At 38.8% G+C, this 23898-nt stretch carries 22 protein-coding genes, 2 tRNA genes and 1 pseudogene; 14 read left to right on the top strand and 11 right to left on the bottom strand.

Translation table 11 applies throughout. The features are described from left to right. Position 1: 1 nt before the first annotated feature. Together purB and IA57_RS00835 are read right to left on the bottom strand one after the other, a co-directional pair. Positions 2 to 1345 (bottom strand): adenylosuccinate lyase, encoded by a 1344-nt coding sequence (gene purB, locus IA57_RS00840; protein ID WP_036117977.1) that lies wholly within the window; start codon positions 1343 to 1345, stop codon positions 2 to 4. Positions 1346 to 1419: 74 nt separating this feature from the next. Next, entirely contained in the window at positions 1420 to 1992 is a 573-nt protein-coding gene (locus IA57_RS00835) for a hypothetical protein (RefSeq protein WP_036117976.1), read from the bottom strand. A 37-nt stretch (positions 1993 to 2029) separates the two neighbouring features. On the opposite strand from IA57_RS00835, the gene IA57_RS00830 reads away from it, so the two are divergent. Then, positions 2030 to 2506, top strand: coding sequence for a heme-binding domain-containing protein (locus IA57_RS00830; protein WP_036117974.1), 477 nt, complete (start codon positions 2030 to 2032; stop codon positions 2504 to 2506). After that, entirely contained in the window at positions 2507 to 3745 is a 1239-nt protein-coding gene (locus IA57_RS00825; protein ID WP_036117972.1) for a glycosyltransferase family 4 protein, read from the top strand. Positions 3746 to 3763: 18 nt separating this feature from the next. Here IA57_RS00825 and IA57_RS00820 read toward each other — a convergent pair whose 3' ends face one another. After that, positions 3764 to 4219 (bottom strand): SRPBCC family protein, encoded by a 456-nt coding sequence (locus IA57_RS00820; RefSeq protein ID WP_036117969.1) that lies wholly within the window; start codon positions 4217 to 4219, stop codon positions 3764 to 3766. A 191-nt stretch (positions 4220 to 4410) separates the two neighbouring features. Here IA57_RS00820 and IA57_RS00815 point away from each other — a divergent pair, with 191 nt between their 5' ends. From IA57_RS00815 to IA57_RS00785, 7 genes are all read left to right on the top strand, one after another. Next, positions 4411 to 6363 (top strand): peptidylprolyl isomerase, encoded by a 1953-nt coding sequence (locus IA57_RS00815; protein ID WP_036117966.1) that lies wholly within the window; start codon positions 4411 to 4413, stop codon positions 6361 to 6363. A gap of 87 nt (positions 6364 to 6450) precedes the next feature. Further along, positions 6451 to 7218: a peptidyl-prolyl cis-trans isomerase gene (locus IA57_RS00810; protein ID WP_308418506.1), complete on the top strand. Its 768-nt coding sequence runs from the start codon at positions 6451 to 6453 to the stop codon at positions 7216 to 7218. After that, positions 7181 to 8683 carry a peptidylprolyl isomerase gene (locus IA57_RS00805; RefSeq protein ID WP_036117960.1) on the top strand — a complete coding sequence of 501 codons (1503 nt, stop codon included), beginning with the start codon at positions 7181 to 7183 and terminating at the stop codon, positions 8681 to 8683. The genes IA57_RS00810 and IA57_RS00805 overlap by 38 nt, the downstream gene beginning before the upstream one ends. A 1-nt stretch (position 8684) precedes the next feature. After that, positions 8685 to 9638, top strand: a complete 954-nt coding sequence (locus tag IA57_RS00800) for an AAA family ATPase (protein ID WP_036117957.1) — start codon at positions 8685 to 8687, stop codon at positions 9636 to 9638. 55 nt (positions 9639 to 9693) lie between these two features. After that, the gene (locus IA57_RS12285; RefSeq protein WP_051880937.1) at positions 9694 to 10809 is read left to right on the top strand and encodes an acyltransferase family protein; all 1116 of its coding nucleotides are present in this window, start codon (positions 9694 to 9696) and stop codon (positions 10807 to 10809) included. Between the two features lie 253 nt (positions 10810 to 11062). Further along, the gene (locus tag IA57_RS00790; protein ID WP_036118681.1) at positions 11063 to 13327 is read left to right on the top strand and encodes an aconitate hydratase; all 2265 of its coding nucleotides are present in this window, start codon (positions 11063 to 11065) and stop codon (positions 13325 to 13327) included. Between the two features lie 112 nt (positions 13328 to 13439). Then, entirely contained in the window at positions 13440 to 14018 is a 579-nt protein-coding gene (locus IA57_RS00785) for a TlpA family protein disulfide reductase (protein ID WP_036117954.1), read from the top strand. A gap of 33 nt (positions 14019 to 14051) precedes the next feature. Here IA57_RS00785 and IA57_RS00780 read toward each other — a convergent pair whose 3' ends face one another. The 3 genes from IA57_RS00780 to IA57_RS00770 all read right to left on the bottom strand — a co-directional run bounded on the left by IA57_RS00780 (position 14052) and on the right by IA57_RS00770 (position 15377). After that, positions 14052 to 15011, bottom strand: coding sequence for a hypothetical protein (locus tag IA57_RS00780; RefSeq protein WP_036117952.1), 960 nt, complete (start codon positions 15009 to 15011; stop codon positions 14052 to 14054). A 153-nt stretch (positions 15012 to 15164) separates the two neighbouring features. Beyond that, positions 15165 to 15252: transfer RNA gene (locus IA57_RS00775), tRNA-Leu, on the bottom strand. A 52-nt stretch (positions 15253 to 15304) separates the two neighbouring features. After that, positions 15305 to 15377 (bottom strand) — tRNA-Lys (locus IA57_RS00770). Between the two features lie 127 nt (positions 15378 to 15504). Between IA57_RS00770 and IA57_RS00765 the strand changes: the two genes are divergently transcribed. Then, positions 15505 to 16023 (top strand): shikimate kinase, encoded by a 519-nt coding sequence (locus IA57_RS00765; RefSeq protein ID WP_036117947.1) that lies wholly within the window; start codon positions 15505 to 15507, stop codon positions 16021 to 16023. Here IA57_RS00765 and IA57_RS00760 read toward each other — a convergent pair. After that, positions 16015 to 16518 carry a phosphoribosyltransferase family protein gene (locus tag IA57_RS00760; RefSeq protein WP_036117944.1) on the bottom strand — a complete coding sequence of 168 codons (504 nt, stop codon included), beginning with the start codon at positions 16516 to 16518 and terminating at the stop codon, positions 16015 to 16017. The genes IA57_RS00765 and IA57_RS00760 overlap by 9 nt on opposite strands. A gap of 40 nt (positions 16519 to 16558) precedes the next feature. Further along, the gene (locus IA57_RS00755; RefSeq protein WP_036117941.1) at positions 16559 to 16933 is read right to left on the bottom strand and encodes an RNA-binding S4 domain-containing protein; all 375 of its coding nucleotides are present in this window, start codon (positions 16931 to 16933) and stop codon (positions 16559 to 16561) included. 78 nt (positions 16934 to 17011) lie between these two features. On the opposite strand from IA57_RS00755, the gene IA57_RS00750 reads away from it, so the two are divergent. Continuing rightward, the gene (locus tag IA57_RS00750; RefSeq protein WP_051880936.1) at positions 17012 to 18058 is read left to right on the top strand and encodes an FKBP-type peptidyl-prolyl cis-trans isomerase; all 1047 of its coding nucleotides are present in this window, start codon (positions 17012 to 17014) and stop codon (positions 18056 to 18058) included. Between the two features lie 54 nt (positions 18059 to 18112). On the opposite strand, the gene IA57_RS00745 is transcribed toward IA57_RS00750, so the two are convergent. From IA57_RS00745 to IA57_RS00735, 3 genes and pseudogenes are all read right to left on the bottom strand, one after another. Continuing rightward, positions 18113 to 18703 carry an outer membrane beta-barrel protein gene (locus IA57_RS00745; RefSeq protein WP_036117938.1) on the bottom strand — a complete coding sequence of 197 codons (591 nt, stop codon included), beginning with the start codon at positions 18701 to 18703 and terminating at the stop codon, positions 18113 to 18115. A gap of 53 nt (positions 18704 to 18756) precedes the next feature. Continuing rightward, positions 18757 to 19710, bottom strand: a complete 954-nt coding sequence (locus tag IA57_RS00740; protein WP_036117934.1) for a transketolase family protein — start codon at positions 19708 to 19710, stop codon at positions 18757 to 18759. 22 nt (positions 19711 to 19732) lie between these two features. Continuing rightward, a pseudogene (locus tag IA57_RS00735) lies at positions 19733 to 20584 on the bottom strand (transketolase); the annotation flags it as partial. 191 nt (positions 20585 to 20775) lie between these two features. Here IA57_RS00735 and tgt point away from each other — a divergent pair. From tgt to IA57_RS00720, 3 genes are read left to right on the top strand one after another with little or no spacing between them, the layout of a single operon-like run. Further along, the gene (tgt, locus tag IA57_RS00730; RefSeq protein WP_036117928.1) at positions 20776 to 21906 is read left to right on the top strand and encodes a tRNA guanosine(34) transglycosylase Tgt; all 1131 of its coding nucleotides are present in this window, start codon (positions 20776 to 20778) and stop codon (positions 21904 to 21906) included. After that, entirely contained in the window at positions 21907 to 22983 is a 1077-nt protein-coding gene (locus IA57_RS00725; protein WP_036117924.1) for an LptF/LptG family permease, read from the top strand. Next, the gene (locus tag IA57_RS00720; RefSeq protein WP_036117921.1) at positions 22970 to 23875 is read left to right on the top strand and encodes a DMT family transporter; all 906 of its coding nucleotides are present in this window, start codon (positions 22970 to 22972) and stop codon (positions 23873 to 23875) included. Before IA57_RS00725 ends, IA57_RS00720 begins: the two co-directional genes overlap by 14 nt. Positions 23876 to 23898 lie beyond the last annotated feature (23 nt).

Below are 23898 nucleotides of genomic sequence, written 5' to 3'. Positions count from 1 at the left end.
TTTATAGTCCAGTATAATTACTTGGGGTTATTGCTTTTAATTCGCTTTTAATAGCTTCTGAAACCTCTAAGGTATCAATAAATTTTGAAATGGAATCCTGAGTAATTTTTTCGTTGGTTCTAGTTAAGCCTTTTAGGGCTTCGTATGGGTTAGGGTAGCCCTCTCGGCGCAATATGGTTTGAATGGCCTCTGCAACTACAGCCCAGTTATTTTCTAGATCCTCGGCAAATTTGGCTTTGTTTAACAAGAGTTTGTTTAACCCTTTTAAAGTGCTCTTTAAGCCAATAATGGTATGCGCAAACGGCACCCCAACGTTACGTAAAACGGTACTGTCTGTTAAATCTCTTTGAAGCCTAGAAATAGGAAGTTTTGCCGCCAAATGCTCAAAAATAGCATTGGCAATGCCTAGGTTACCTTCAGAGTTTTCAAAGTCAATAGGGTTTACCTTATGTGGCATGGCACTACTACCAACTTCCCCTTTTTTAATCTTCTGCTTAAAATAATCCATGGCTACATAGGTCCAAATGTCGCGGTCTAAATCAATTAGAATGGTATTAATACGCTTTAAACCATCAAACAAAGCGGCCATGTGGTCGTAGTGTTCAATTTGTGTGGTAGGGAAAGAGTGGTGAAGTCCTAACTTTTCTTGAACAAACTTGGTGCCAAAGGCTTTCCAATCAATATCTGGGTAAGCGACTTTATGCGCATTGTAATTACCGGTTGCCCCACCAAACTTGGCCGCACTAGGAATGTCGTTTAGTAGGTTAAATTGCTCTTCCAGGCGTGTTACAAAAACATCAATTTCCTTTCCTAATCTTGTTGGCGATGCCGGTTGCCCGTGGGTTCTTGCCAACATTGGAACGTTAGCCCATTCTTGGGTAAGCTCTTTTAGCGTGTTCAGCGTTTTAAAATACTCGGGAACGTAAACGTTGTTCATGGCCTCTTTAATGCTTAAAGGAATAGCCGTATTGTTTATATCTTGTGAGGTTAGCCCAAAGTGAATAAACTCTTTGTATTCCGAAATGTTTAAGGCATCAAACTTTTCCTTGATGAAGTATTCAACCGCTTTAACATCGTGGTTAGTGACACTTTCAATGGTCTTTATTTGTAGCGCATCTTCAGCACTAAAGGTCTTGTATATGTCCCTTAGTTGGTCAAAGAGGTTGGTATTAAAATGGGCTAATTGCGGCAGTGGAATTTCACATAACGCAATAAAATATTCAATCTCTACCAAAACGCGGTATTTTATAAGTGCTTCTTCAGAAAAATAAGCAGCAAGCGTTTCGGCCTTATTACGGTATCTGCCATCAATAGGCGAAATAGCATTTAATGCGGATAGGGTCATGTTGTGTTGGTTTTTTTAGAAGTTGCAAAGATAACGGTTTTGAAATGAAGACAGAAGCGATGCATCTTGGTTTTTTAAGATTTTTCCTGTTTTATTTTTTTTAGAATATGCTTGGCGCGCGCCTTAAACCCACTGCTTTGCATTTGGTAGTCGCGTTCCAATATAGACTTTAATTCTGGATGAATCCATGGGTAATCCTGCCCAAATAAATATAGGGCATTCATGGCGTAGGCTTTGGGGGCTATTTTTTGGTCGCTAATCAAGTAATCAAAACAAACTTCTATAAGTCGCTCTTGGTGTTCTGTGGTAAGTTGCGCTTTAATAAGGGCGTTGTTTTTGGCGTAAAAAGCCTTAGCGAGGTATTCGCAAATTTTGGCAACAGGCCTAACGGCAGGATCTAGATGAACCGTTTTTATGTGTGCTGTAAAATAATCCAGATAGGGCACCAGGGCGGTAAGCTTGTCATGGCACATAAACTCTAAAACCCAAGCAGCCCTACAAGAGGTTTTGTCGTTTACCATAAATAAAATATCCAAGGCCTTTGGAATTATAAGGGGATTCTCAAGAAGCATTTGGGCGTATTTTAACCTGTTTTCCCGCGAGTGGGTAACGTAACTTAATTCTTTATAAAGGGCCTCGGTTGTCAATAGATTTTTCTACTTTTATAGAATAAAAGTAATTAAAATGAAAAACATACTAAAAAAAATAGGGTTGCTCCTTTTGGTTGGTTTTGTTGTTGCCCAATTTTTTGGGCCAGAAAAAAATGAAGGCGATTTAACCTCTGTCGAGACGTTTTTTGCCGATACTAATCCGCCCGAGGACATTAAGCTTATTTTAAATGAAACGTGTTTTGATTGCCACAGCAACCACACCCGATACCCATGGTATAGCAACATTACCCCGGTTAATTATTGGTTGCACGATCATGTAGAACACGGTAAGGAAGAGTTGAATTTTTCTAAATGGGAAGGGTATTCCGCAAAGAAAAAAGACCACAAGCTAGAGGAGGTTGCAGAGTTGGTAGAAAAACGGGAAATGCCTTTAGAATCTTATACTTGGGCGCATAGTAAGGCCAAGTTAACCGACGCCCAAATACAGGCAGTGGTAAGTTGGGTGGAAAAAGCACGCTTTAAGATTTCATTGGCGCCAAGACCAGAATAAGTGCAAAAAAACCTACTTGTAATAGGCGTTGTTTGGCCAGAGCCTAAAAGTTCGGCGGCAGGAAGCAGAATGTTGCAGCTTATAAACATATTCCTTTCCAAAGGCTACCAAATTACTTTTGCAACAACTGCAAACAAAACCGAAAGGTCCGAAGACTTAAAAGCGCTAGGAGTGGCAGAACAACCTATTGCCTTAAACCACCCGAGCTTCGACGATTTTATAGACCGATTAAAACCCGACGTGGTGCTTTTTGATCGGTTTTTAACCGAAGAGCAATTTGGCTGGCGTGTCTCACAAAGATGCCCAGAAGCATTATTAATTTTAGATACCGAAGATTTACACTTTTTGAGAAAAGGCAGGCAACAGGCTTTTAAGGATGAAGCCAAGTTTACCAATGAGTATCTCTTTAACGAAACGGCAATACGAGAGGTAGCCAGTATATTAAGGTGCGACCTAAGCTTAATTATTTCTGAAACAGAGGTTTTGCTGTTGCAAGAAAAGTTTAAAATCGATGCGCAACTGTTGTACTATTTGCCTTTTCTTTTAGAGCCTATGCCAGAGAGTTATTTTTCAGGGATGCCCAAGTATGGCAACCGCAACCATTTTATTACGGTAGGGACATTTCTTCACGAACCAAATTACCAAGCCGTTTTAAAGCTAAAAACAACTATCTGGCCACAAATTAAGCAGCGTTTACCCAAAGCAGAACTGCATGTTTATGGTGCGCATGCCTCGCAAAAGGTCACCCAGTTGCACAACGAAAAACAGGGCTTCTTAATTAAGGGTTTTGTAGACGATATTCATAGTACCATGGCAGCACATAAGGTGTGTCTAGCTCCGTTGCCCTTTGGGGCAGGTTTAAAAGGAAAACTTATCGATGCGATGCGTAACGGTACGCCCTGTGTCATGTCGCCTATAGCTGCCGAAGGCATGTTTGGCAACTACCAGCCCAATGGGTTTATATGCGATAACAATACAGATTTTGTGCAAAAAGCGGTTGAATTATATACCCAGGAAGCACATTGGAAACGTTTTAGTGAAAACGGCGTTTTGGTTTTAAAGGAACGCTTTTTTAGTCCCATTTTTACAGAGGCTTTTTTTATGCATTTAACCCAACTCCAACAAACCTTAAAACAGCACAGGCAACAGAATTTTATGGGGAATATGCTTAGGCACCATTACCACCAAAGCACAAAGTTTAAGGCCAAGTGGATAGAAGCAAAAAACAAGAATGCGTAAGCTAGATTGCGGTTCGTTTTAAGGAGTTGCAACAGAGGTGCCGTGCTCTGCAAACTGCTTAAAAGCCATCATATAACTTTTGGACTGCTTTTTAAAAGCGCCTGGTAGAAGTAAAGTCATAAGCCGATAGAAAAGCTTGGTGGGAATAAATTCGTTTTTCGACACCCATTTTGTATGGCCGTCTGCAGTTTCTTCAAAATAATTTTCCTGAACATTATGCATACCTTTAGTATCGTAAGTAGCATGAAACTCATGCGGAGCGTTTTTGGCAGTTATGGTCTCTATAAGAACCATTTCCCGTTTGCCTATTTTATAGCTAAGCTTAGTTTTAGAGCCTATGGCTCCCGGACTGCCGTAAATTAATTCATACGACTGCAGGCCTTTTTGCCAGTGCTTCATGTTAGCAGGGTCGTCAAGTTTTTTAAAGAAGTCTTCAAGGGGCAAGGCTACTATAATCTCGGTGTCGTATGTCATAGGAGTTGAAATTTAATAAATGTAATAAAAAAAAATGGGAACCGTTTTAACAAGACCTGTTTAAGTTAAACTAAAGGGGATTCCTTAGCGTTAGGCAACACATTTAATATTGTGTTCTTCTGGTATGTTAAAGGCATTGCTTAATACACGAATTGTTTTATTTTTGCAGGAACGCGATTAAATAGAGCACTATGCACCGTTTATATATTCTAGTATTGTTTTTGGCCACATCAGTAATGGTGCAAGCCCAAGATTTAGAAGATGAGATTTTGTTTACCGTTGAAGGAACGCCGGTTTATGCCAAAGAGTTTGTAAGGGTTTTTAACAAGAACTTGGATTTGGTACAAGACGAATCGCAAAAAGATGTTGAAGCCTATTTGCAGCTTTTTGTAAACTATAAGCTAAAACTCAAGGAAGCAGAAGCTTTAGGTTTAAACCAGAAGGCGGCTTACAAAAAAGAGTTGGAGGGGTACAAAAAACAATTGGCGAAAAATTATATGTCAGACAGCAAGGTTACCAACCAATTAATAGAGGAGGCTTACCAAAGAATGGCCAACGAAGTTAAGGCTAGCCATATTTTAATAAGGTTAAACCAAGACGCCAGCCCAGAAGATACTTTAAACGTTTATAACAGGTTGGTTAAGTTAAGGGAAAGGGTGCAAGCAGAAGGCTTTGATAAGGTTAAGAACGATGTGCACGATGGGCAAACAGTATTTGCCGAAGATCTAGGATATTTTTCGGGCTTTAAAATGGTTTACAAGTTTGAAAATGCCGCATACAATACCCCAGTAGGAGAGATCTCCATGCCATTTAAAACCAGATTTGGCTATCATATTGTTAAGGTTTACGATAAAAGAAAATCCCGTGGCGAACGAACCGTTGCACACATTATGGTGGCTAATAAGAGCACCGATAAATCCACCAATGCCGACGTAGAAAACAGAATTAACGATATTTATCAAAAACTGCAGCAAGGCGAAGATTTCGAAACCTTGGCCAAGCAGTTTTCAGAAGATAAAGGCTCTGCTACCCAAGGCGGAAAACTACCACCTTTTGAAAGTGGGCAACTAAGCTCTTCTAAATTTGAGGATGTCGCTTTTGGGCTTCAAGAACAAGGCGATTTGTCAAAACCGTTTGAAACAGAATTTGGATGGCACATTGTTAAGCTTTACAAAAAAACACCCATTAAACCTTTTGAAGTGCTACAGCCAGAACTTGAGGCAAAAGTAAAGCGCGACTCCAGATCCAACCTAATAAATGAAGCCTTAATAGCAAAATTAAAACAGGAATATAACATAGAAGATAATACCGCTGCATTAACCTATTTTACAACCATTTTAAACACGTCGTATTTTAAAGGCATGTGGCAGTTGCCAAAAGATTTTCCTTCAGAAAAACCATTGGTTAAAATTGGCGACTTGCAACTAACCTATTCAGATTTTGGCGAGTATTTGGTAAGAACCCAAAGAAGGCCAACGCCAGAAAAACCATTGGCAACGCTTGTAACGCAAAATTACGAGGCGTTTTTAGGCAGCCACCTAATGCAGTATAGAGAGGCCAATTTAGAAGATGTAAACGAAGAATATGCCCATATTATAGAAGAATATAGAGATGGTCTGTTGCTTTTCGATTTGATGGAAACAACCATTTGGCAGGCCGCTAAAGAAGATAGTTTGGGCTTGGAGAAATTTTATCAAGACCATAAAGCGGCTTATTATTGGAACACTAGGGTGAATGCAGATGTTGCCTCGTCGCCAAACAAACAGATTGTTAAAAAAGCGGCTAAAATGCTGCGTAAAGGCGAAACAACAGATACAATAAAAGAGGCGCTAAACAAAAACGATCAGGTAAATATTATGTTTACTTCGGGCATTCTGGAAGTAGGCCACCAAGCTTTACCAGAAGCGTTAACGTTAGAAAAGGGCATTTCAAACATCTACCAAAAGGACGACACGTTTTTGGTGGTAAACGTAAAAGAGGTTTTTCCTAAAACCACTAAGGCGTTAGCAGATGTTAGAGGAATGGTTCTTACCGATTTTCAGAATTATAAAGAGCAAAAGTTCATAGAAAAGCTTCACAAAAAATATGCTGTAACTATAGATCAAGCTGTTCTTAACCAAATAAAATCACAAATAAACAAGTAATTGCGTTTTTCAAGAATTATAATACCAAGCGTTTTTTTAACGCTGTTTTCATGCCATTTTTTCAAGGAAACAGACGATAGGGTTCCTGTGGCAAAAGTAAACGAAGTTTACCTCTATCAAAACGATATAGAAAAACTGGTGTCGGAAGGGCTTTCTAAAGAAGACAGCACGGCTTTGGTTAACAACTATATTAACCGTTGGGCCACGCAGCAGCTGTTGGTTGATGGGGCAAAGCGCAATTTGCCAGAAACGCAATTGCTTAATTTCGAAACCTTAGTAGAAAAGTACAAGAATGAACTGTATGCCAATGCTTATTTAGAAGCTTTGGTCGCCAAAAACATAGACACATCGGTGTCTCGGGTAGAGGCCGAAGCGTATTATAAAGCGCATGAATCGGTGTTTAAACTTAATGAAGATTTAATAAAACTTAGATACATAAACATAGAGGAAAACGCCCTAAGTGTCGACGAGATTGAAAAGAAATTCAAGCGTTTTGAAGCCGATGACAAGCGGGAGCTAGATTCGATTGCCATTCAGTTTAAATCCTATTCCTTAAACGATTCGGTTTGGGTTAAAGTCGATCAGGTTGTCGATAAGATACCCCCCATAACGGCCGAAAACAGAAGCCAATTGTTAAAAAAAACAAATTTTATACAACTTAAAGATTCATTAGGTTTATATTTGATTTATATTAACGATGTTTTGCTTCGAAACAGTACTGCCCCCATAGAATATGTTAGGCCTACCATTGATAAAATCGTTATTAACAAAAGAAAATTAGAACTCATTAAAGAGTTGGAAAAAGATATCACTAAAGATGCAACAAAAAATAAAAGCTTTGAAATATACAACTAATCACAAAGCACTCGCGCTTACCCTTTTATCATGTATGGCTACCGCTTTTTCTTCAGCACAGGAAATTAAGGCCGATAGCACACAAACAACAGTCCCAGTAAACCATGTTGTTTTAACCGATAGCTTACAAACAACGGCCGTAAAAACAATAGACACTGTTAAGCCATTTCAGTCGAGAAAGATAGATGGTGTGGCAGCTGTGGTAGGCGATTATATTATCCTCGATTCTGATATCGATAAAACCATGCTCGAGCTAAAAGCCAGTGGCGCATCTTTACAAGGCGTTACCAAATGCCAGATTTTTGGTAAAATGTTAGAAGACAAACTGTACGCACATCACGCCATACAAGACAGTATAGAGGTTGCCGATGCCGAAATAAGATCGAGTGTCGATTACCAACTACAACAAATGATGGCCCAGTCTGGAAAATCGATGAAAGATCTTGTGGCCTTTTACGATAGAAGCAGCGAAAAAGAACTGCGCGACGAAATGTTCGAGATTAATATGTCGCAGAAATTGGCCAGCGAAATGCAAAAGAAAATTGTAGAAGAAATTGAAGTAACGCCAGAAGAGGTAAGAGAGTTTTTTAACAAAATCCCAGAGGACGACAGGCCCACTTTTGGTACCGAACTTAAGGTGTCGCAAATTGTTATCGAGCCAGAAGTTTCAGAAGAAAGCAAACAAAAAGCCATTAACCAATTAAAACAGTTTAAGGCCGATGTACAGGATAATGGGGCAAGCTTTAGGTCTAAGGTGGTGCTTTATACAGACGATAAAGCTTCTGTGCCCAATGGCGGACTCTACACATTAAACCGTAAAGAACCGCGAATGGTAAAGGAGTTTAGAGAAGCGGCCTTCTCGTTGCAGGAAGGAGAAATTTCTGAACCGTTCGAGACCGATTTCGGGTTTCATATTGTTTATTTAGAAAAAATTAGAGGTCAGGAATACGATGTTAGGCACATCCTGTTAATTCCAGAAGTGTCTCAGTCTGCTATAAAGCAAGCACAAGATGGCATCAACGAAATTAAAGCTCTTATTGAAGCTGGCGATATTTCTTTTGAAGATGCCGCAAGAGAGCGCAGCGACGAAAAGGAAACCCGTAGCGAAGGCGGGTTTTTAATCAACCCAGAAACTCAAGATTACAAATTCGAGCTAACAAAAATGGATCCAGAACTATACGGTCAAATACAAGGGCTGAAAGAAGGAGACATTAGCAAGGTCATTACCGAAGCCGATAGAACGGGCCGTGTTAAGTTTAAAATTATGCGTGTTACCGACCGAGTTGATGAGCACGTTGCCGATTACTCTAAAGACTACTTAAAAATAAAAGAACTCGCCCTTAATGAAAAGCGTTTTAAGGCCATAGAAAAATGGCAAGACGAAAAAATTATAGATACTTACATAAAAATCAATGGCGAGCACCGCAATTGCGATTTTTCAGGAAATTGGTTAAAGCAAAACTAATATGTCAGACGTAGCGAAGTTAGAAGAGTTCTTAAAAAAATACGAGGCTTTACGGGCAGAGATTGCCAAAATAATTATTGGTCAAGACCAAGTTGTAGAGCAAGTGCTTGTTTCGGTATTCTCTGGCGGGCATACGCTTTTAATTGGTGTACCAGGATTGGCCAAAACGCTTTTGGTAAAAACCATAGCCCAAGCACTGGGTCTAGATTTTAAACGTATACAATTTACGCCAGACCTGATGCCCAGCGATATTTTAGGAAGTGAGATTCTTGATGAAAACAGACACTTTAAGTTTATAAAAGGCCCTGTTTTCTCTAATATTATTTTAGCAGACGAGATAAACCGTACCCCGCCAAAAACCCAAGCAGCACTGTTAGAGGCCATGCAGGAACGCGCCGTTACTGTAGCAGGTCACCACTATAAACTCGATCAGCCATATTTTGTGTTGGCCACCCAAAACCCTATAGAGCAAGAAGGTACTTACCCATTGCCCGAAGCCCAATTAGATAGGTTTATGTTTGCCGTAGATTTAGGGTATCCTTCGTTTGAAGAAGAAGTAGCTGTGGTAAAAGCCACGACTGCCGACCAAGAACAAACGGTAAGGCCCTTGTTTTCTGCCCAAGACATACTGGACATCCAAAGCTTAATTAGGAGAATTCCAGTAGCCGATAATGTGATAGAGTATGCCGTTGGCATGGTAGGGAAAACACGCCCAAATTCTAGTACAGCAACGCAATTGGTAAAAGACTATATAGATTGGGGTGCAGGACCAAGAGCCTCCCAAAATTTAATTTTAGCGGCAAAAACCCATGCGGCAATCCACGGTAAATATTCTCCCGATATAGAAAATGTTCAGGCTGTGGCCAACAGTGTTTTAAAACACCGAATCATTAAAAATTATAAGGCCGAAGCCGAGGGGATTTCATACAGTCAGATTATAAAAAGTTTGTTTTAGAGTTAGTTAAAACTGTGTGAGTGTAGTTTGCTGTTATTAAAAATAAGTCGCTTTTATGGCTTCTAATAATAGAATTTTTGGATTAGATGTTCTTAGAGCCTTAGCGATATTATTGGTTGTTGCTTCCCATTGTACTTATCTTTTAGTTGCTGAAACATCGCATCCTTTATTTTTATTTATCAGAAGTTTGGGAGCGGTTGGAGTAGATTTGTTTTTTGTATTAAGTGGATATTTAATAGGGGGTATTTTGTTGAACATGATTAATCATGGTAAAACAACTTTTCCAGATTTGTTTACGTTTTGGAAACGACGGTGGCTTAGAACACTTCCCAATTATTTTTTAATACTATTATTTAATATACTATTAGTAAGTATTACAACACAAAAATTGCCCGATACTGTTTGGCGTTATGTGCTTTTTCTTCAGAATTTTACAACACCACATCCTGATTTTTTTACTGAAGCTTGGAGTTTGTCTATAGAAGAGTATGCGTATTTAATCTACCCTTTTATAGTCTACCTATTATTTGTTTTTATAAAAAAACAAAGCCAACAGGTATTTTTGTGGGGTGTTGTTGTTACTATTTTAATATTACTATTAATAAAGGTTGAGTTTTATGTTTCTGCTCCTAACATATCAAGTTACAAAGCATGGAGTGCAAGCTTTAGAAAAGTAGTTATTTATAGGTTAGACTCTATCTATATAGGCTTTTTATTATATTATGCTATCAATAGATTTTCTGCTTTTTTTAGAGCAAGGCGAATAGAGTTGTTTGTTTTATCTTTTTTGATGTTTTCAGGGGTGCATCTCTGGATGTATTTGGATAATATTCAAGTAACAAACCATTTGTGGTTTTATGTGTTTGGTTATTTGCCATTGGTCATGCTGTGTTGTGCTGCAGTATTTCCTTTTTGTATTCACCTAAAGCCTTACGGGAAAATTAGGGGTGTTTTTTATTATTTAAGCACTAGATCCTATGCCATATATCTGGTAAATTATTCATTGATTCTTTTATATGTTCAAAACTACTTCCAGGACGAGGTGTTTAATAATTTGTTTTCGTTTGGATTGATAATATTGTATTTAGCAATAACCATATTGTTGTCTGAATTACTTTACACATTTTTTGAAAAACCAATTTTAAAATTTAGGGATAAAACATTTACCTAATCTAACAGATTCGATAGAAGATTTAATCGGTTTTTGACAAGAAAATTATAATGCAGATTCAATTTAAATAGCATTTAATTGTTGAATTATTAAATTGTTGCATTTTTTTTTATCAAAACCCTTGTTTTTGGTGCTAAAAATATAGTAATGTTAAACTATTTTCATCTATTTTAAACTTTTGTTACATATTTTTAAAACCGAAGCAAAATTTGTAATTTTGCGAGACTTACTTAAAAAAACCAAAAATAGAGATATGGCATTTGATATTGACATGATAAAAGAGGTTTACGCCAATATGGCCGAACGTGTAGACAAAGCGCGTGAGGTTGTGGGTAAGCCATTAACACTTTCAGAAAAGATTTTGTATTCGCACCTTTGGGATGGCACACCGAGTAAAGCATTTGTACGTGGCAAAGATTATGTAGACTTTGCACCAGATCGCATTGCTTGCCAAGATGCTACGGCACAAATGGCGCTATTGCAGTTTATGCAAGCTGGAAAGCCCAAAGTAGCCGTTCCTACCACGGTTCACTGCGATCACTTAATCCAAGCCAAACAAGGAGCAGCGGCCGATTTAAAACGCGCCAATGAAACCAGTAGTGAGGTGTTTAACTTTTTAGCATCTGTATCAAATAAGTACGGCATAGGTTTCTGGGAGCCAGGAGCGGGAATTATCCACCAAGTGGTATTAGAAAATTACGCTTTTCCAGGTGGTATGATGATCGGAACCGATTCGCATACGGTAAACGCCGGTGGTTTAGGTATGGTTGCCATAGGTGTAGGCGGTGCCGATGCTGTAGATGTTATGGCAGGCATGGCTTGGGAGCTTAAATTCCCTAAATTAATTGGTGTTAAGTTAACCGGAAAAATATCTGGTTGGACAGCGCCAAAAGATGTGATTTTAAAAGTTGCCGAAATCCTTACCGTTAAGGGAGGTACAGGCGCTATTGTAGAATATTTTGGCCCGGGAGCCAAGTCGCTTTCTTGCACCGGTAAAGGAACCATCTGTAATATGGGAGCAGAAATTGGGGCAACCACGTCTACGTTTGGATACGATGAGTCTATGGAGCGCTACCTGCGTGCTACAGACAGAGAAGATGTAGCCGATGCAGCAAATAACGTTAAAGACTACTTAACGGCAGATGCCGAAGTGTACGACAATCCAGAGCAATATTTCGATCAGGTTATCGAAATAGACCTTTCAACCTTAATGCCACACTTAAACGGCCCTTTTACGCCAGATTTAGCAACCGAGGTTGGAACCATGACAGATAAAGCTAAGGCTAACGATTGGCCATTGGCAGTAGAGTGGGGCTTAATAGGATCTTGTACCAACTCGTCTTACGAAGATTTATCTAGAGCCTCATCTATCGCGCAACAAGCCTTAGATAAAAAATTAAAAACCAAAGCCGAATTTGGAATTAACCCAGGTTCGGAACAAGTGCGCTATACTGCCGATCGTGATGGTATTTTAGAAGTGTTCGAGAAATTAGATGCAAAAATCTTTACTAATGCTTGTGGTCCGTGTATTGGGCAATGGGCACGTTACGAAGATCCTAAAAATGCGCCTAAAAACAGTATTGTACACTCGTTTAACCGTAATTTCGCCAAACGTGCCGATGGTAACCCTAATACCCACGCCTTTGTAGCTTCTCCAGAAATGACAGCAGCTATCGCTATTGCCGGCCGATTGGATTTTAACCCAATAACAGATAAGCTTATCAATGAAGATGGCGAAGAAGTTATGTTAGATGAGCCAACAGGATGGGAATTGCCACCAAAAGGTTTTGAGGTAAAGGAAAATGGCTATGTACAGCCAGTTGCCGATGGTAGTGGTGTAGAGGTTGTTGTTAATCCAAACTCTGAGCGCCTAGAGCTTTTAACGCCATTTAAACCTATTGGCAACGACATAACAGGAGCCAAATTGTTAATTAAGGCCTTTGGAAAATGTACTACAGACCACATTTCTATGGCAGGGCCTTGGTTGCGTTTCCGTGGGCATTTAGATAACATTTCTAACAACTGCTTAATTGGAGCGGTAAATGCCTACAACCAAAAAACAAACTTTGTTAAAAGCCAATTAACAGGCGAATACGCTGGTGTTCCAGATACCCAACGCGAATACAAAGCTAAAGGCATAAAAACGGTTGTGGTAGGAGATCATAACTACGGTGAAGGGTCTTCTAGAGAGCATGCCGCAATGGAGCCTAGACATTTGGGCGTTGCTGCAGTTATCGTGAAGTCGTTTGCCCGTATTCATGAAACCAACCTTAAAAAACAAGGGATGCTGGCCTTAACATTTGCCAATGAAAATGATTACGACTTAATTCAGGAGGACGATACCTTTAACTTTTTGGATTTGAATGCATTTGCACCAGAAAAACCATTAACCATAGAATTGGTGCATGCCGATGGTAGCAAAGACACAATACAAGTAAACCACACATATAACAATGCACAAATAGAGTGGTTTAATGCGGGTTCTGCATTAAATCTTATTGCTGCTCAAAATGCGTAATTGGTTTTAAAAACCATAAAAATTGGCCTCGAAGTTTTCTTCGGGGCTTTTTTTTGTAAGGAGTTGGAGGATTTTCGACTTCTAAAACAACCTTATTTAAATAACTGAATTAATGAAATCGAAATTCTTAAAACCTTCAAATATTGTCTATGTTGTTGTAATTGCGCTATTGATTATACCGCAAACCAGGCAACCCATCCAGATAATGCTTCATAAGGGATTGTCTGCCATTAGCACGCCTTCAACCCTTGATAAGGATGAGCAAAAGCAGCTTTCGGACTATAACTGGAGTTTGATAGACGAAAACGGGAAGGGTTTTAATTTTGAAGCAGCTAAAGGGAAAGTTGTAGTCATTAATTTTTGGGCTACTTGGTGCCCGCCCTGCATTGCCGAAATGCCAAGTTTAGACAACCTTTATTTAGAGTATAAAGACCATAAGGATGTTGTGTTGCTTTATGTGACAAACGATGCCCCACAAAAAACACAGCGGTTTAAGAAAAAAAACGGCTACCAATTTGAAGTGTTTAGACCGGTTACAGCATATCCCGAAGCATTTGATGTGAACACCATACCCAGAACATTTATTGTTGATAAATCTGGAACGATTGTGCTGGATAAAACCGGAGCGGCCAATTGGAACAGTAAGGCGATAAAGCAGATAATAACTACTTTGGTTGAGACCAAAATGTAGCCTGCTAATTCAATGGCTTAAAATAAAGCTGCCTTAATAGACCTTAAATACTTTAAACATGTTTCTTTCTATGGCCTTGGGGATTTCTGAGATTAACACATAGTTGCCCTTGTCGAGTTCAGACATAAAATAACCGGTTTCGCCAGCTTCCATATCTTCTACACCTCCTAAAAAGGTTAAGCCTTTAGGTGCTGGAGATCTAAATGCTTTAATGTTTGTGGTATTCACCCAATGGCTTAAGGTATCTAAAAGCGAAAGGTGGTCTAATTTTACCAAATTAACATCATGGCCTAACATGGTTTCGTATTGTTTTTGGTCTTTATAATGTACTGCAAATCGGTGTTGCCCTGTTTTAATAGAATCTGGGGAGCTAATCCCGGTTTCGCTAGAAATAGCAATCTTGTAATCGGCTAAAAGTTCTGGATTTGTATTCTTATCAGCGGTTACTGTAATTTCTTTTAGCATTCCGTGAAAGGTATGTGGCATTCCGTCTGGCATTCTAACATAGCATTCTATCACATAGGTGCCCGGCTGCAAGTAAATAGTTGTTTGGGCCGAACTTTTTGGAGATAGTAAACCAACGCCACCACTCATTTTTACGTCGCTCCACCAGGCGGGAGTCTTTTTTAGTTCTTTCATGGCCTTTTCAACTTCATTATTTATTAAATGCGAAAAAGCGGCTTTAAAAGGCGGGACTAACTCGTTGTTGTAATTTTCTAGGGTAATGCCTTCGGGCATTTTTTCGAAGATAAAAAAGTGGGTTTCTTCAGACTTGTTATGGTATTTAAAGGTTGTCCAACCCGATTTAAGCTGCGATGGCATTTGAAAATCCATAACATGGGTTGTTACTTCAACAATCGCTTCTTTTTCTTTAACAGGAGCTGTATCGCCATTTGACTTACTTTCTTTTTTATTGGTATTGCAGCTAAATAGAGCAATAAGAACAAACAAAATAATATAATATGTCTTTTTTGGTAAGATAACATGATGCATAATAGTCGTGTTTTGGTGGTTATCGCTATTTAAATATAGGGGTAAAAAGCTGAATATTAAATGCTTTTGAAAATAGCGTAGGCATTTGGAAGGCTGTAAAATGGGAGGGCTGTAAAATAAAAATAGACTTTATAAAGTTTTATAAAGTCTATTTGGTGCGCACGAGAAGACTCGAACTTCCACGACCTAAGCGGTCATTAGGCCCTCAACCTAACGCGTCTACCAATTCCGCCACGTGCGCTTGAAAGTGTTCAAAAATAAAAAAAGTTAAGCAATTTGCTTAACTTTTTTTGTGACTTGGCTGGGGCTCGAACCCAGGACCCTCTCCTTAAAAGGGAGATGCTCTACCAACTGAGCTACCAAGTCTTTGGTGTTTCTCGTAATGAGGGTGCAAATATAAAACCTTTAATTAATATTCCAAACCCTTTTTTAGATATTTTTTCGTTTTTTTGTCAAACAATAATATAGTATTTTAATAATCAGTTTTGTAGCAGTGAATATTTTTTTAATAGGATATATGGGGTCGGGCAAATCGACCATTGGAAAGCAGTTGGCCAAGGTTCTAGGTTTTGGTTTTATAGATTTAGACAGGTATATAGAACAACAGGAAGGATTAACTGTTGAAACCATTTTTGCAGAAAAAGGAGAACTTTATTTTAGAAAAGCAGAAAGCAAGCATTTAAAGGCTGTTTTGGACTTAAACAACAGTGTTGTTGCTTTGGGAGGAGGAACACCTTGTTATGGTAATAATATGGCCTTGATTAAGGCGTGTGAAAATGCTAAAAGTATTTACCTAAAAGCTTCGATAAAAACGTTGGCAGCACGGCTTGCCGAAGCGCAAAGCACAAGACCCTTAATCGCCCATTTAAAAACAAGAGCAGAGCTGGAAGAATTTATAGCGAAACACCTTTTTGAGCGGGCAAATTATTATAGTTTAAGTGATGTTGCAATTGCTGTAGATGACCTAGAGATCGAGCAAATAATGGAACGTTTGGTTTTAAAGCTATTTTAAATAGGCCTTAAATGCTTTTCCTGTTAGCAGTACCTCTACATGTTCTTTTAGGGAAGTTGATAGCGAAATACCTTTAAAATCGGCTTTAACAGGGTATTTTTTGTGGTTTCGGTTAACTAGAACGGCTGTTTTAAACTGCTTAATAGGCACGTTTAAAAAGTGTTTTACACCATAAATAAGCGTACTCCCCGAATTAAGCACATCATCAACCAGTACAATAGATTTGTTGGTGTATTCGCTTTCCTTTAGCGATACGGTTATTTCGTTTAGCGGATGTTTCTTGTCGATAATAACCTTACAGAGCTTAATCTCTAAATCGGAAATTTTGCTTAAATCTGCTTTTAACTTTTTGGCAAGTAGGTAACCATTGCTCTCTATACCGGCAAGGATAATCTCCGTTTCATCAACATTGCTTTCGTAAATTTGATAGGCAATACGTCTAATTTTATGGGTTATCTCCTTGTGGTCTAAAATGGTGTTGCTGCTTGTACTCATAGCTGGAAGTTAATGATTCAAAGATAGGCATTGAAAATGGTTAATCATCGTTTTCATCGTAAAATTCATCAATATCCCTACGGTCTTTTTTGGTAGGTCTGCCGGTGCCTTTTTTTCTGTAATAATCCTTAGCGTATTTAAGTAAATCTTGGGCTTCAAACTCAGATTTTGGCGTTTTGTCGGTTCTGTAAATATCAACAAGTTTGGCTCCAACTCGGTTAGGAGGAATATCGTTAACGGTAAGCTTGTAGGTAATTTGGTTTTTTCTAACTTCAATAGTATCTGTAGGGTAAATTTCCCTACTAGGCTTTATGGCGTCGCCATTAATCTTAACATGACCCTTTTTGCAAGCAACGGTGGCTTGGCTTCTGGTTTTATAATATCTAACGCACCAAAGAAACTTATCTATTCGCATATTAACACAAACTTACATTAAGGTTATTATGCAAAAATATTATAATATTGTATCTTGCGCGTTAAAAATAATGCAATTATGAAATTAAGAAATTTAACCTTGATGGCTTTGGCCGTCCTTGGGGTATTTATTTCGTGTACCAATGATGACGATAATAACGATGTTGTAGCCGCACCACCTAGAGACCGTGCAGAGGTTTATGCCGAAGATATCGCCGAGATTGAAACGTTTCTTTCAACACATTTCTTTAACTACGATGAGTTTGATTTTAATGACCCTTATGGGCCAGCCAACGATGGGTTCCAATTAACTTTTGGGCTTATTGAAGGGGATAATAGCGATAAAACACCTATAAGCGAATCGGTATATCTTAAAAGCAAGCTAGTAGAATACGACGATATAGAGTACAAACTGTATTACCTGCAGCTTAGAGAAGGCTTGGGGGACAGCTTACACAAAATAGACGAGGCCTTTTTAACTTACGAAGGTTTTGTGATAGAGGACTATAATGTGTTTGATAGTACCGTTACACCTATTTCTTTAAACTTAACCTCTATAGGCTTAGAAGTTCCCGGCGTGGTTTATGGCTTTAGAGATGGCCTAATAGAATTTAAAGGCGGGTATGATAATATAGATAATGGTGATGGGACGTTTACTTATAAAAACCACGGTATAGGCGCCATATTTATTCCTTCTGGAATTGGGTATTTTGCCAGAGGATCATCTGGGGTTTTACCTTATACTCCTATGATTTTTAAAATTAATTTGATGGGAGTTATCCATACCGATTTCGATTTCGATAACATTCCTTCATATTTAGAGGATCTTGATGGTGATAACGATGTTTATAACGATGATACAGACGGAGAGGGCATTCCCGATTTTATAGATGCCGATGATGATGGCGATGGCGTTTTAACCAAAGACGAGGTAGATTATGCCACCTATGTGGTAGATACCACCCAAGGCGAATTAGAACCAGAATTAGCAGAGAATGAGTATGAAATAGATCGCGAAACCTTAAACGGGGTAATAACGATAAATACAGTTATACTAAGGGATACCGATAACGATGGTACTCCAGATTATCGCGACGCGAATATAGCTGTACAACCAGAAGGATAAAAAACAAAAAGCATAAATAAAAAAGCCACTTTTTTGAAAGTGGCTTTTTTTATACTATAAAATAAGGGACAAACTAAGGATAAGTTGATCTGGCCGCGTGTCTATTCTGCTTACAGCACCGTTTCCAAGATTATTGTCTATAAAGGTCGCCTCGTTGTCGCTAAAGCCGCGTTCATATCTTAAATCAATGCCAACGCGGTTTAAGTTTAAACCAATACCAAAGTTTAAGCCTACACTAAACTCGTTTTCAATGTCGTCAATGCTAATGCCTTCAAAATCTGAGTCTAATATATATTGAAAAGAAGGCCCTGCAAACACATTAGCAATTTTAAAAACATTAATACCAACAAGTATAGGGGCGTCTAGCTTTTGCATGTGAAAAGAATTGTTGTCGTAATCGCTCTTAGTTTTGGTATACACCAATTCTGGTCTTAAAAACAATTGTTCGCCAACCTTTCCAAAAATACCAAAGTGATACCCAATGTTTCTATCGGGGTTTTGCCCATTTTCATTTATCGATGCAAAGTACTCACCATTAGCACTGTAGTTAACCCCACCTTTAAGGCCCAAGCCTTGTTTGTTCTGGGCGTTAATGGAGCATGCTAGTGCTAAAAAAGTAATGGCTGTTAAAAATGTCTTGTTCATAATATTCGTTTTTTGGGTTTCTGTGTATTAACAAAAACGCCTTTTAACGAACATTATTTTCTTTTTATAACTTTTTCACAAGCATTAACAATTGCTTCGGCGTTTAGACCGTACTTTTCCATAAGCTGTGCTGGAGTACCAGATTCGCCAAAGGTATCGTTGGTTGCAACAAATTCTTGCGGTGCTGGATGGTGCAGTGTAAGTGTGCGTGCCACACTTTCTCCTAATCCTCCCAAAAAGTTATGTTCTTCGGCAGTAACAACACAACCTGTTTTTGCAACAGAGTTTAAAATGGCTTGCTCATCTAAAGGTTTAATGGTATGAATGTTAATCACTTCGGCAGAAATACCTTTTTCATGTAATGCTTTAGAGGCTTCTAGGGCTTCCCAAACCAAGTGTCCGGTGGCAACGATAGTAACATCGGAACCTTCGGTTAAGTGAACAGCTTTGCCTATTTCGAAAGTTTGGTTTTCTGGAGTAAAAACAGGCACTTTTGGTCTGCCAAAACGTAAGTATACAGGCCCTTGGTGTGCTGCAATAGCAATGGTGGCCGCTTTGGTTTGGTTGTAATCGCAGGTGTTTATAACAGTCATGCCTGGTAGCATTTTCATTAACCCGAGATCTTCTAAAATTTGATGTGTAGCACCATCCTCACCTAAGGTTAAACCAGCATGCGAGGCACATATTTTTACGTTCTTTCCAGAATAGGCTATAGATTGTCTAATCTGATCGTAAACACGTCCGGTAGAAAAATTGGCAAACGTACCAGTAAATGGAATTTTTCCTCCAATGGTTAATCCGGCCGCCATGCCCATCATGTTGGCTTCTGCAATTCCTACTTGAAAAAAGCGCTCTGGATGGTTTGCTTTAAAGTCATCCATTTTTAGCGACCCTGTTAGGTCGGCACAAAGGGCAACCACGTTAGGGTTTGTTTTTCCTAGCTCGGTTAATCCAGCTCCAAAACCACTACGGGTATCTTTTTTTTCGGTATATGTATAAGTTTTCATGTTGTTGTTGCGTTGTGTGTTGTTAGTAGTCTCCTATAGTTTCTGGGTTTTGCTCTAAGCCAATGGCCAATTGGTCGTCGTTGGGAGCTTTACCATGCCAAGCATGTGTGTGCATCATAAAATCTACCCCATTGCCCATAACGGTTTTTAATAGAACACAAACGGGTTTGCCTTGGCCTGTTTTGCTTTTAGCTGCTTCCATACCGTTAAATACGGCATCTAGGTTATTGCCGTTTTCAACTTCTATAACCAGCCATCCAAAGGCTTCAAACTTTTCTTTTACATTGCCTAAAGGGAGCACGGCATCTGTAGAGCCGTCAATTTGTTGGCCATTTAAATCGACCGTAGCAATAAGGTTGTCTATTTTGTTTCCGGCAGCGTACATAATGGCTTCCCAGTTCTGACCTTCTTGCAGTTCGCCATCGCCGTGTAAGCTATAAATAAGGTGGGAATCGTTGTTAAGCTTTTTGGCTTCGGCAGCACCAATGGCAACACTCATGCCTTGACCTAAAGAACCAGAGGCCACTCGAATGCCCGGTAGCCCTTCATGGGTTGTTGGGTGTCCTTGTAGTCTAGAGTCAATAAGTCTAAAGGTATTTAATTCTTCAATAGGGAAGTAGCCTGCACGTGCTAGAACGCTGTAAAAAACAGGGGAAATGTGCCCGTTAGATAAGATAAAGATGTCTTCATCTTCGCCGTTCATATCAAATCCGGCTTTGCGTTCCATAATACCATTGTATAACGCTACAAAAAATTCGGCACAGCCTAGCGAGCCTCCTGGATGACCAGAGTTAACCTTGTGTACCATGCGTAGAATGTCCCTACGAACCTGAATAACTAAATCTTCTAAATGTTGTGATTTTGACATTGTTAATTGTGTTGTTTTTTCAAGCTACAAAAGTAAAGTTTTATAGACATTAATGGAAGGTATTTTTAAGCATTTATTAACGAAAAGCCATCATTTGCTAACAATCTGGCTGTGGGTTTTAAATCCTAAAATCATGATAAAGTACAAGGGTCGTAACATATAGTTGGTTATCTTTGCCCCCGATTGAAAACAGATTTATGACTTTTGACTTGCATGTTAAGGATGCCCAAAGCCAGGCTAGGGCTGGTACAATAACAACAGACCATGGGGTAATAGAAACCCCTATTTTTATGCCCGTAGGAACGGTGGCTTCGGTAAAAGGAGTGCACCAACGTGAGCTGAAAAACGATATCAATCCAGATATTATTCTGGGCAATACCTACCACTTGTATTTACGCCCGCAAACGCCGATATTAGAGGCTGCCGGTGGGTTGCATAAATTTATGAACTGGGATAGAAATATTTTAACCGATTCTGGGGGATACCAAGTTTATTCGCTTTCTGCCAACAGAAAGATAAAAGAAGAAGGCGTAAGGTTTAAGTCGCATATCGATGGCAGTTACCATACGTTTACCCCAGAAAATGTTATGGAAATACAGCGTAGCATAGGTGCCGATATTATTATGGCTTTTGATGAGTGTACGCCTTATCCCTGCGATTACCATTATGCCAAGCGATCAATGCACATGACACACCGTTGGCTGGACCGTTGCATAAAACATTTAGAAAAAACACCCTTAAAGTACGATTATAACCAAACCCTGTTTCCAATTGTACAAGGCAGTACGTATAAAGATTTGAGGCAGCAATCGGCAGAGTATATTGCCAATGCTGGCGCAAAAGGAAATGCCATAGGTGGTCTTTCGGTAGGGGAGCCCGCAGAGGAAATGTACGCCATGACCGATGTGGTTTGCAGCATTCTCCCAGAAGATAAACCCCGCTATTTAATGGGTGTGGGGACCCCCATAAACATTCTAGAAAACATCGCCTTAGGCGTCGATATGTTCGATTGTGTTATGCCTACCAGAAATGCTAGAAATGGCATGCTATTTACTGCCCACGGTACCATAAACATAAAAAACAAAAAGTGGGAAGACGATTTTTCACCCATCGATGACATGGGCATTACTTTTGTCGATACCGAGTACAGCAAAGCTTACCTAAAACATTTATTTTCGGTGAACGAGCTATTAGGAAAACAAATTGCCACCATCCATAACCTTGGGTTTTATTTATGGTTGGTTAGAGAAGCCAGAAAACATATATTAGCAGGAGATTTTAGAACCTGGAAAGATAAGATGGTTAAACAAATGGATAAGCGCTTGTAAATGAAAATATTAGATTGGTACATACTTAAACGGTATTTGTTTACATTTTTTGTAATGCTTTTATTGTTTGTGCCAATAGGCATTACGGTTCATTTGGCCGAAAAAATTGGAAAAATTTTAGAAAACGAAGCTCCTTTAGGCGAAGTGTTGCTTTACTTTTTGGATTTTACCATATATTTTGCCCATTTACTTTTCCCTTTATTTTTATTCCTTTCTGTAATTTGGTTTACCTCAAAGTTGGCAAACAACACCGAGATTGTTGCCTTTTTAAGCTCTGGAGTATCGTTCTATAGATTTTTAAGGCCCTACATGATTGGCGCTACTATAGTGGCTGCCTTAGCGTTAGTTTTAGGTATGTACCTAGCGCCAGAAGCCAGTAAAGGGTTTAACGATTTTACCTATAAATATTTAAAGCGCGGCCGAAAAGCACAGGAAACCCAAAACGTATATAGGCAAATAAACGATAACGATTATATTTACGTAAGTAGTTTTGATGTTAAACGAAACATAGGACGAAACTTCACGCTAGAGCATTTTGAAAACGATAAAATGACCTATAAAATTAGTGCTAGCTCCATTCGTTACATCGAAGAAGATTCAACCTACAGGCTTTTGTCTTACGTAAAACGGAATATTGGTGAAAACGAAGATATTATTGAAACCGAAAGACGAAAAGACACCATTTTTAGTTTTGACCTTGAAGACCTAACGCCTGTAGAGTACATTGCAGAAACGCTGTCTTATGGCGAATTAAACAAGTTTATAGCAAAAGAAGAAAAAAGAGGCTCCTCTTACATAAGCCGGTATAAATTAGTGAAATACAGAAAGTGGAGTTTGCCAGTTTCTGTATTTATATTAACGCTTATTGCCGTTGCGGTATCTTCAATAAAACGCCGAGGCGGTATGGGGGTAAATTTGGCCTTTGGCATTTCTATAGCCATGGTGTTTGTGTTTTTCGATAAAATTTTTGGGGTAATGGCTTCGCAGTCAGATTTTCCACCATTAATTGCAGTGTGGTTTCCTAACATTTTATTTGGTATTTTAGCCGTTTACCTATTATTACATGCCAAACGATAAATTAAAGGACTACCTGCATCTTCATCTTTTAGTGTTTATTGCAGGGTTTACAGCAGTATTGGGTGCTGTAATTTCTATAGATGCCATTCCCTTGGTGTGGTACAGAATGCTTATGGCCTTGTGCATTATGGGCGGGTATATCGTCTTGTGTAAGATTAATATAAAGGTCGATAAAAAAACACTGCTCAAACTCTCGGTAGCAGGAATTATTATAGCACTGCATTGGATTACTTTTTTTAAATCGATAAAAATAGCCAACATCTCCATTGCTCTAGCAGCCTTCTCAACAGGGGCTTTTTTCGCCTCGTTTATAGAGCCTATAGTTTATAAAAGAAAAATTAGCCCTTACGAGGTGCTCTTTGGCGGGGTTATAATTCTTGGGGTTGTTATAATTACCCAAAGCGAGTTTAAGTACATAAACGGCCTGTTAATAGGTATTTTATCGGCAGTGTTCTCATCGGTGTTTGCCGTATTAAATGGTAAGTTTTTAGAAAAGCATTCGGCCTCTGTAATCTCTTTTTACGAGTTTGTAAGCGGGGTACTGTTTATATCTATTTTTTTAATGTTCTCTAAAGATGGGTTTTCAAAATCGTTTTTCAACATCTCGTTTTCAGACATTTTTTGGTTGTTCATTTTAGCATCTGTTTGTACAGCCTATGCCTTTATAGCCTCGGTACATGTTATGAAAACCATAACCCCTTATACGGTTGTTTTAACCTATAATCTCGAGCCTGTTTACGGCATACTATTGGCCATTATTTTATTTCCGGAAAAAGAAACCATGGGAAACAATTTTTACTTTGGAACCCTTATTGTTATTGTAACGGTATTACTTAATGGCATTTTAAAGAACATTAAAAACTTTAAAAAGGGAACGCCCTTACAGCGTTAAGAAAATTAAAGTTTTTATATTTG

Origin of the sequence: Mangrovimonas yunxiaonensis (genome assembly GCF_000733475.1) — a bacterium.
GTDB classification, from domain to species: Bacteria; Bacteroidota; Bacteroidia; order Flavobacteriales; family Flavobacteriaceae; genus Mangrovimonas; species Mangrovimonas yunxiaonensis.
Note: the sequence above shows the minus strand (reverse complement) of the source record. Positions and strands in the feature narration are given on the sequence as shown.

Bases quoted from the DNA above. Each gene is read 5' to 3' on its own strand.
- IA57_RS00830 (WP_036117974.1), top strand. From the start codon at position 2,030: ATGAAAAACATACTAAAAAAAATAGGGTTGCTCCTTTTGGTTGGTTTT.
- IA57_RS00805 (WP_036117960.1), top strand. From the start codon at position 7,181: ATGCAACAAAAAATAAAAGCTTTGAAATATACAACTAATCACAAAGCA.
- tgt (WP_036117928.1), top strand. From the start codon at position 20,776: ATGACTTTTGACTTGCATGTTAAGGATGCCCAAAGCCAGGCTAGGGCT.
- purB (WP_036117977.1), bottom strand. From the start codon at position 1,345: ATGACCCTATCCGCATTAAATGCTATTTCGCCTATTGATGGCAGATAC.
- IA57_RS00760 (WP_036117944.1), bottom strand. From the start codon at position 16,518: ATGAGTACAAGCAGCAACACCATTTTAGACCACAAGGAGATAACCCAT.
- IA57_RS00720 (WP_036117921.1), top strand. From the start codon at position 22,970: ATGCCAAACGATAAATTAAAGGACTACCTGCATCTTCATCTTTTAGTG.
- IA57_RS00800 (WP_036117957.1), top strand. From the start codon at position 8,685: ATGTCAGACGTAGCGAAGTTAGAAGAGTTCTTAAAAAAATACGAGGCT.
- IA57_RS00740 (WP_036117934.1), bottom strand. From the start codon at position 19,710: ATGAAAACTTATACATATACCGAAAAAAAAGATACCCGTAGTGGTTTT.
- IA57_RS00790 (WP_036118681.1), top strand. From the start codon at position 11,063: ATGGCATTTGATATTGACATGATAAAAGAGGTTTACGCCAATATGGCC.
- IA57_RS12285 (WP_051880937.1), top strand. From the start codon at position 9,694: ATGGCTTCTAATAATAGAATTTTTGGATTAGATGTTCTTAGAGCCTTA.
- IA57_RS00820 (WP_036117969.1), bottom strand. From the start codon at position 4,219: ATGACATACGACACCGAGATTATAGTAGCCTTGCCCCTTGAAGACTTC.
- IA57_RS00780 (WP_036117952.1), bottom strand. From the start codon at position 15,011: ATGCATCATGTTATCTTACCAAAAAAGACATATTATATTATTTTGTTT.
- IA57_RS00785 (WP_036117954.1), top strand. From the start codon at position 13,440: ATGAAATCGAAATTCTTAAAACCTTCAAATATTGTCTATGTTGTTGTA.
- IA57_RS00745 (WP_036117938.1), bottom strand. From the start codon at position 18,703: ATGAACAAGACATTTTTAACAGCCATTACTTTTTTAGCACTAGCATGC.
- IA57_RS00750 (WP_051880936.1), top strand. From the start codon at position 17,012: ATGAAATTAAGAAATTTAACCTTGATGGCTTTGGCCGTCCTTGGGGTA.
- IA57_RS00815 (WP_036117966.1), top strand. From the start codon at position 4,411: ATGCACCGTTTATATATTCTAGTATTGTTTTTGGCCACATCAGTAATG.
- IA57_RS00725 (WP_036117924.1), top strand. From the start codon at position 21,907: ATGAAAATATTAGATTGGTACATACTTAAACGGTATTTGTTTACATTT.
- IA57_RS00755 (WP_036117941.1), bottom strand. From the start codon at position 16,933: ATGCGAATAGATAAGTTTCTTTGGTGCGTTAGATATTATAAAACCAGA.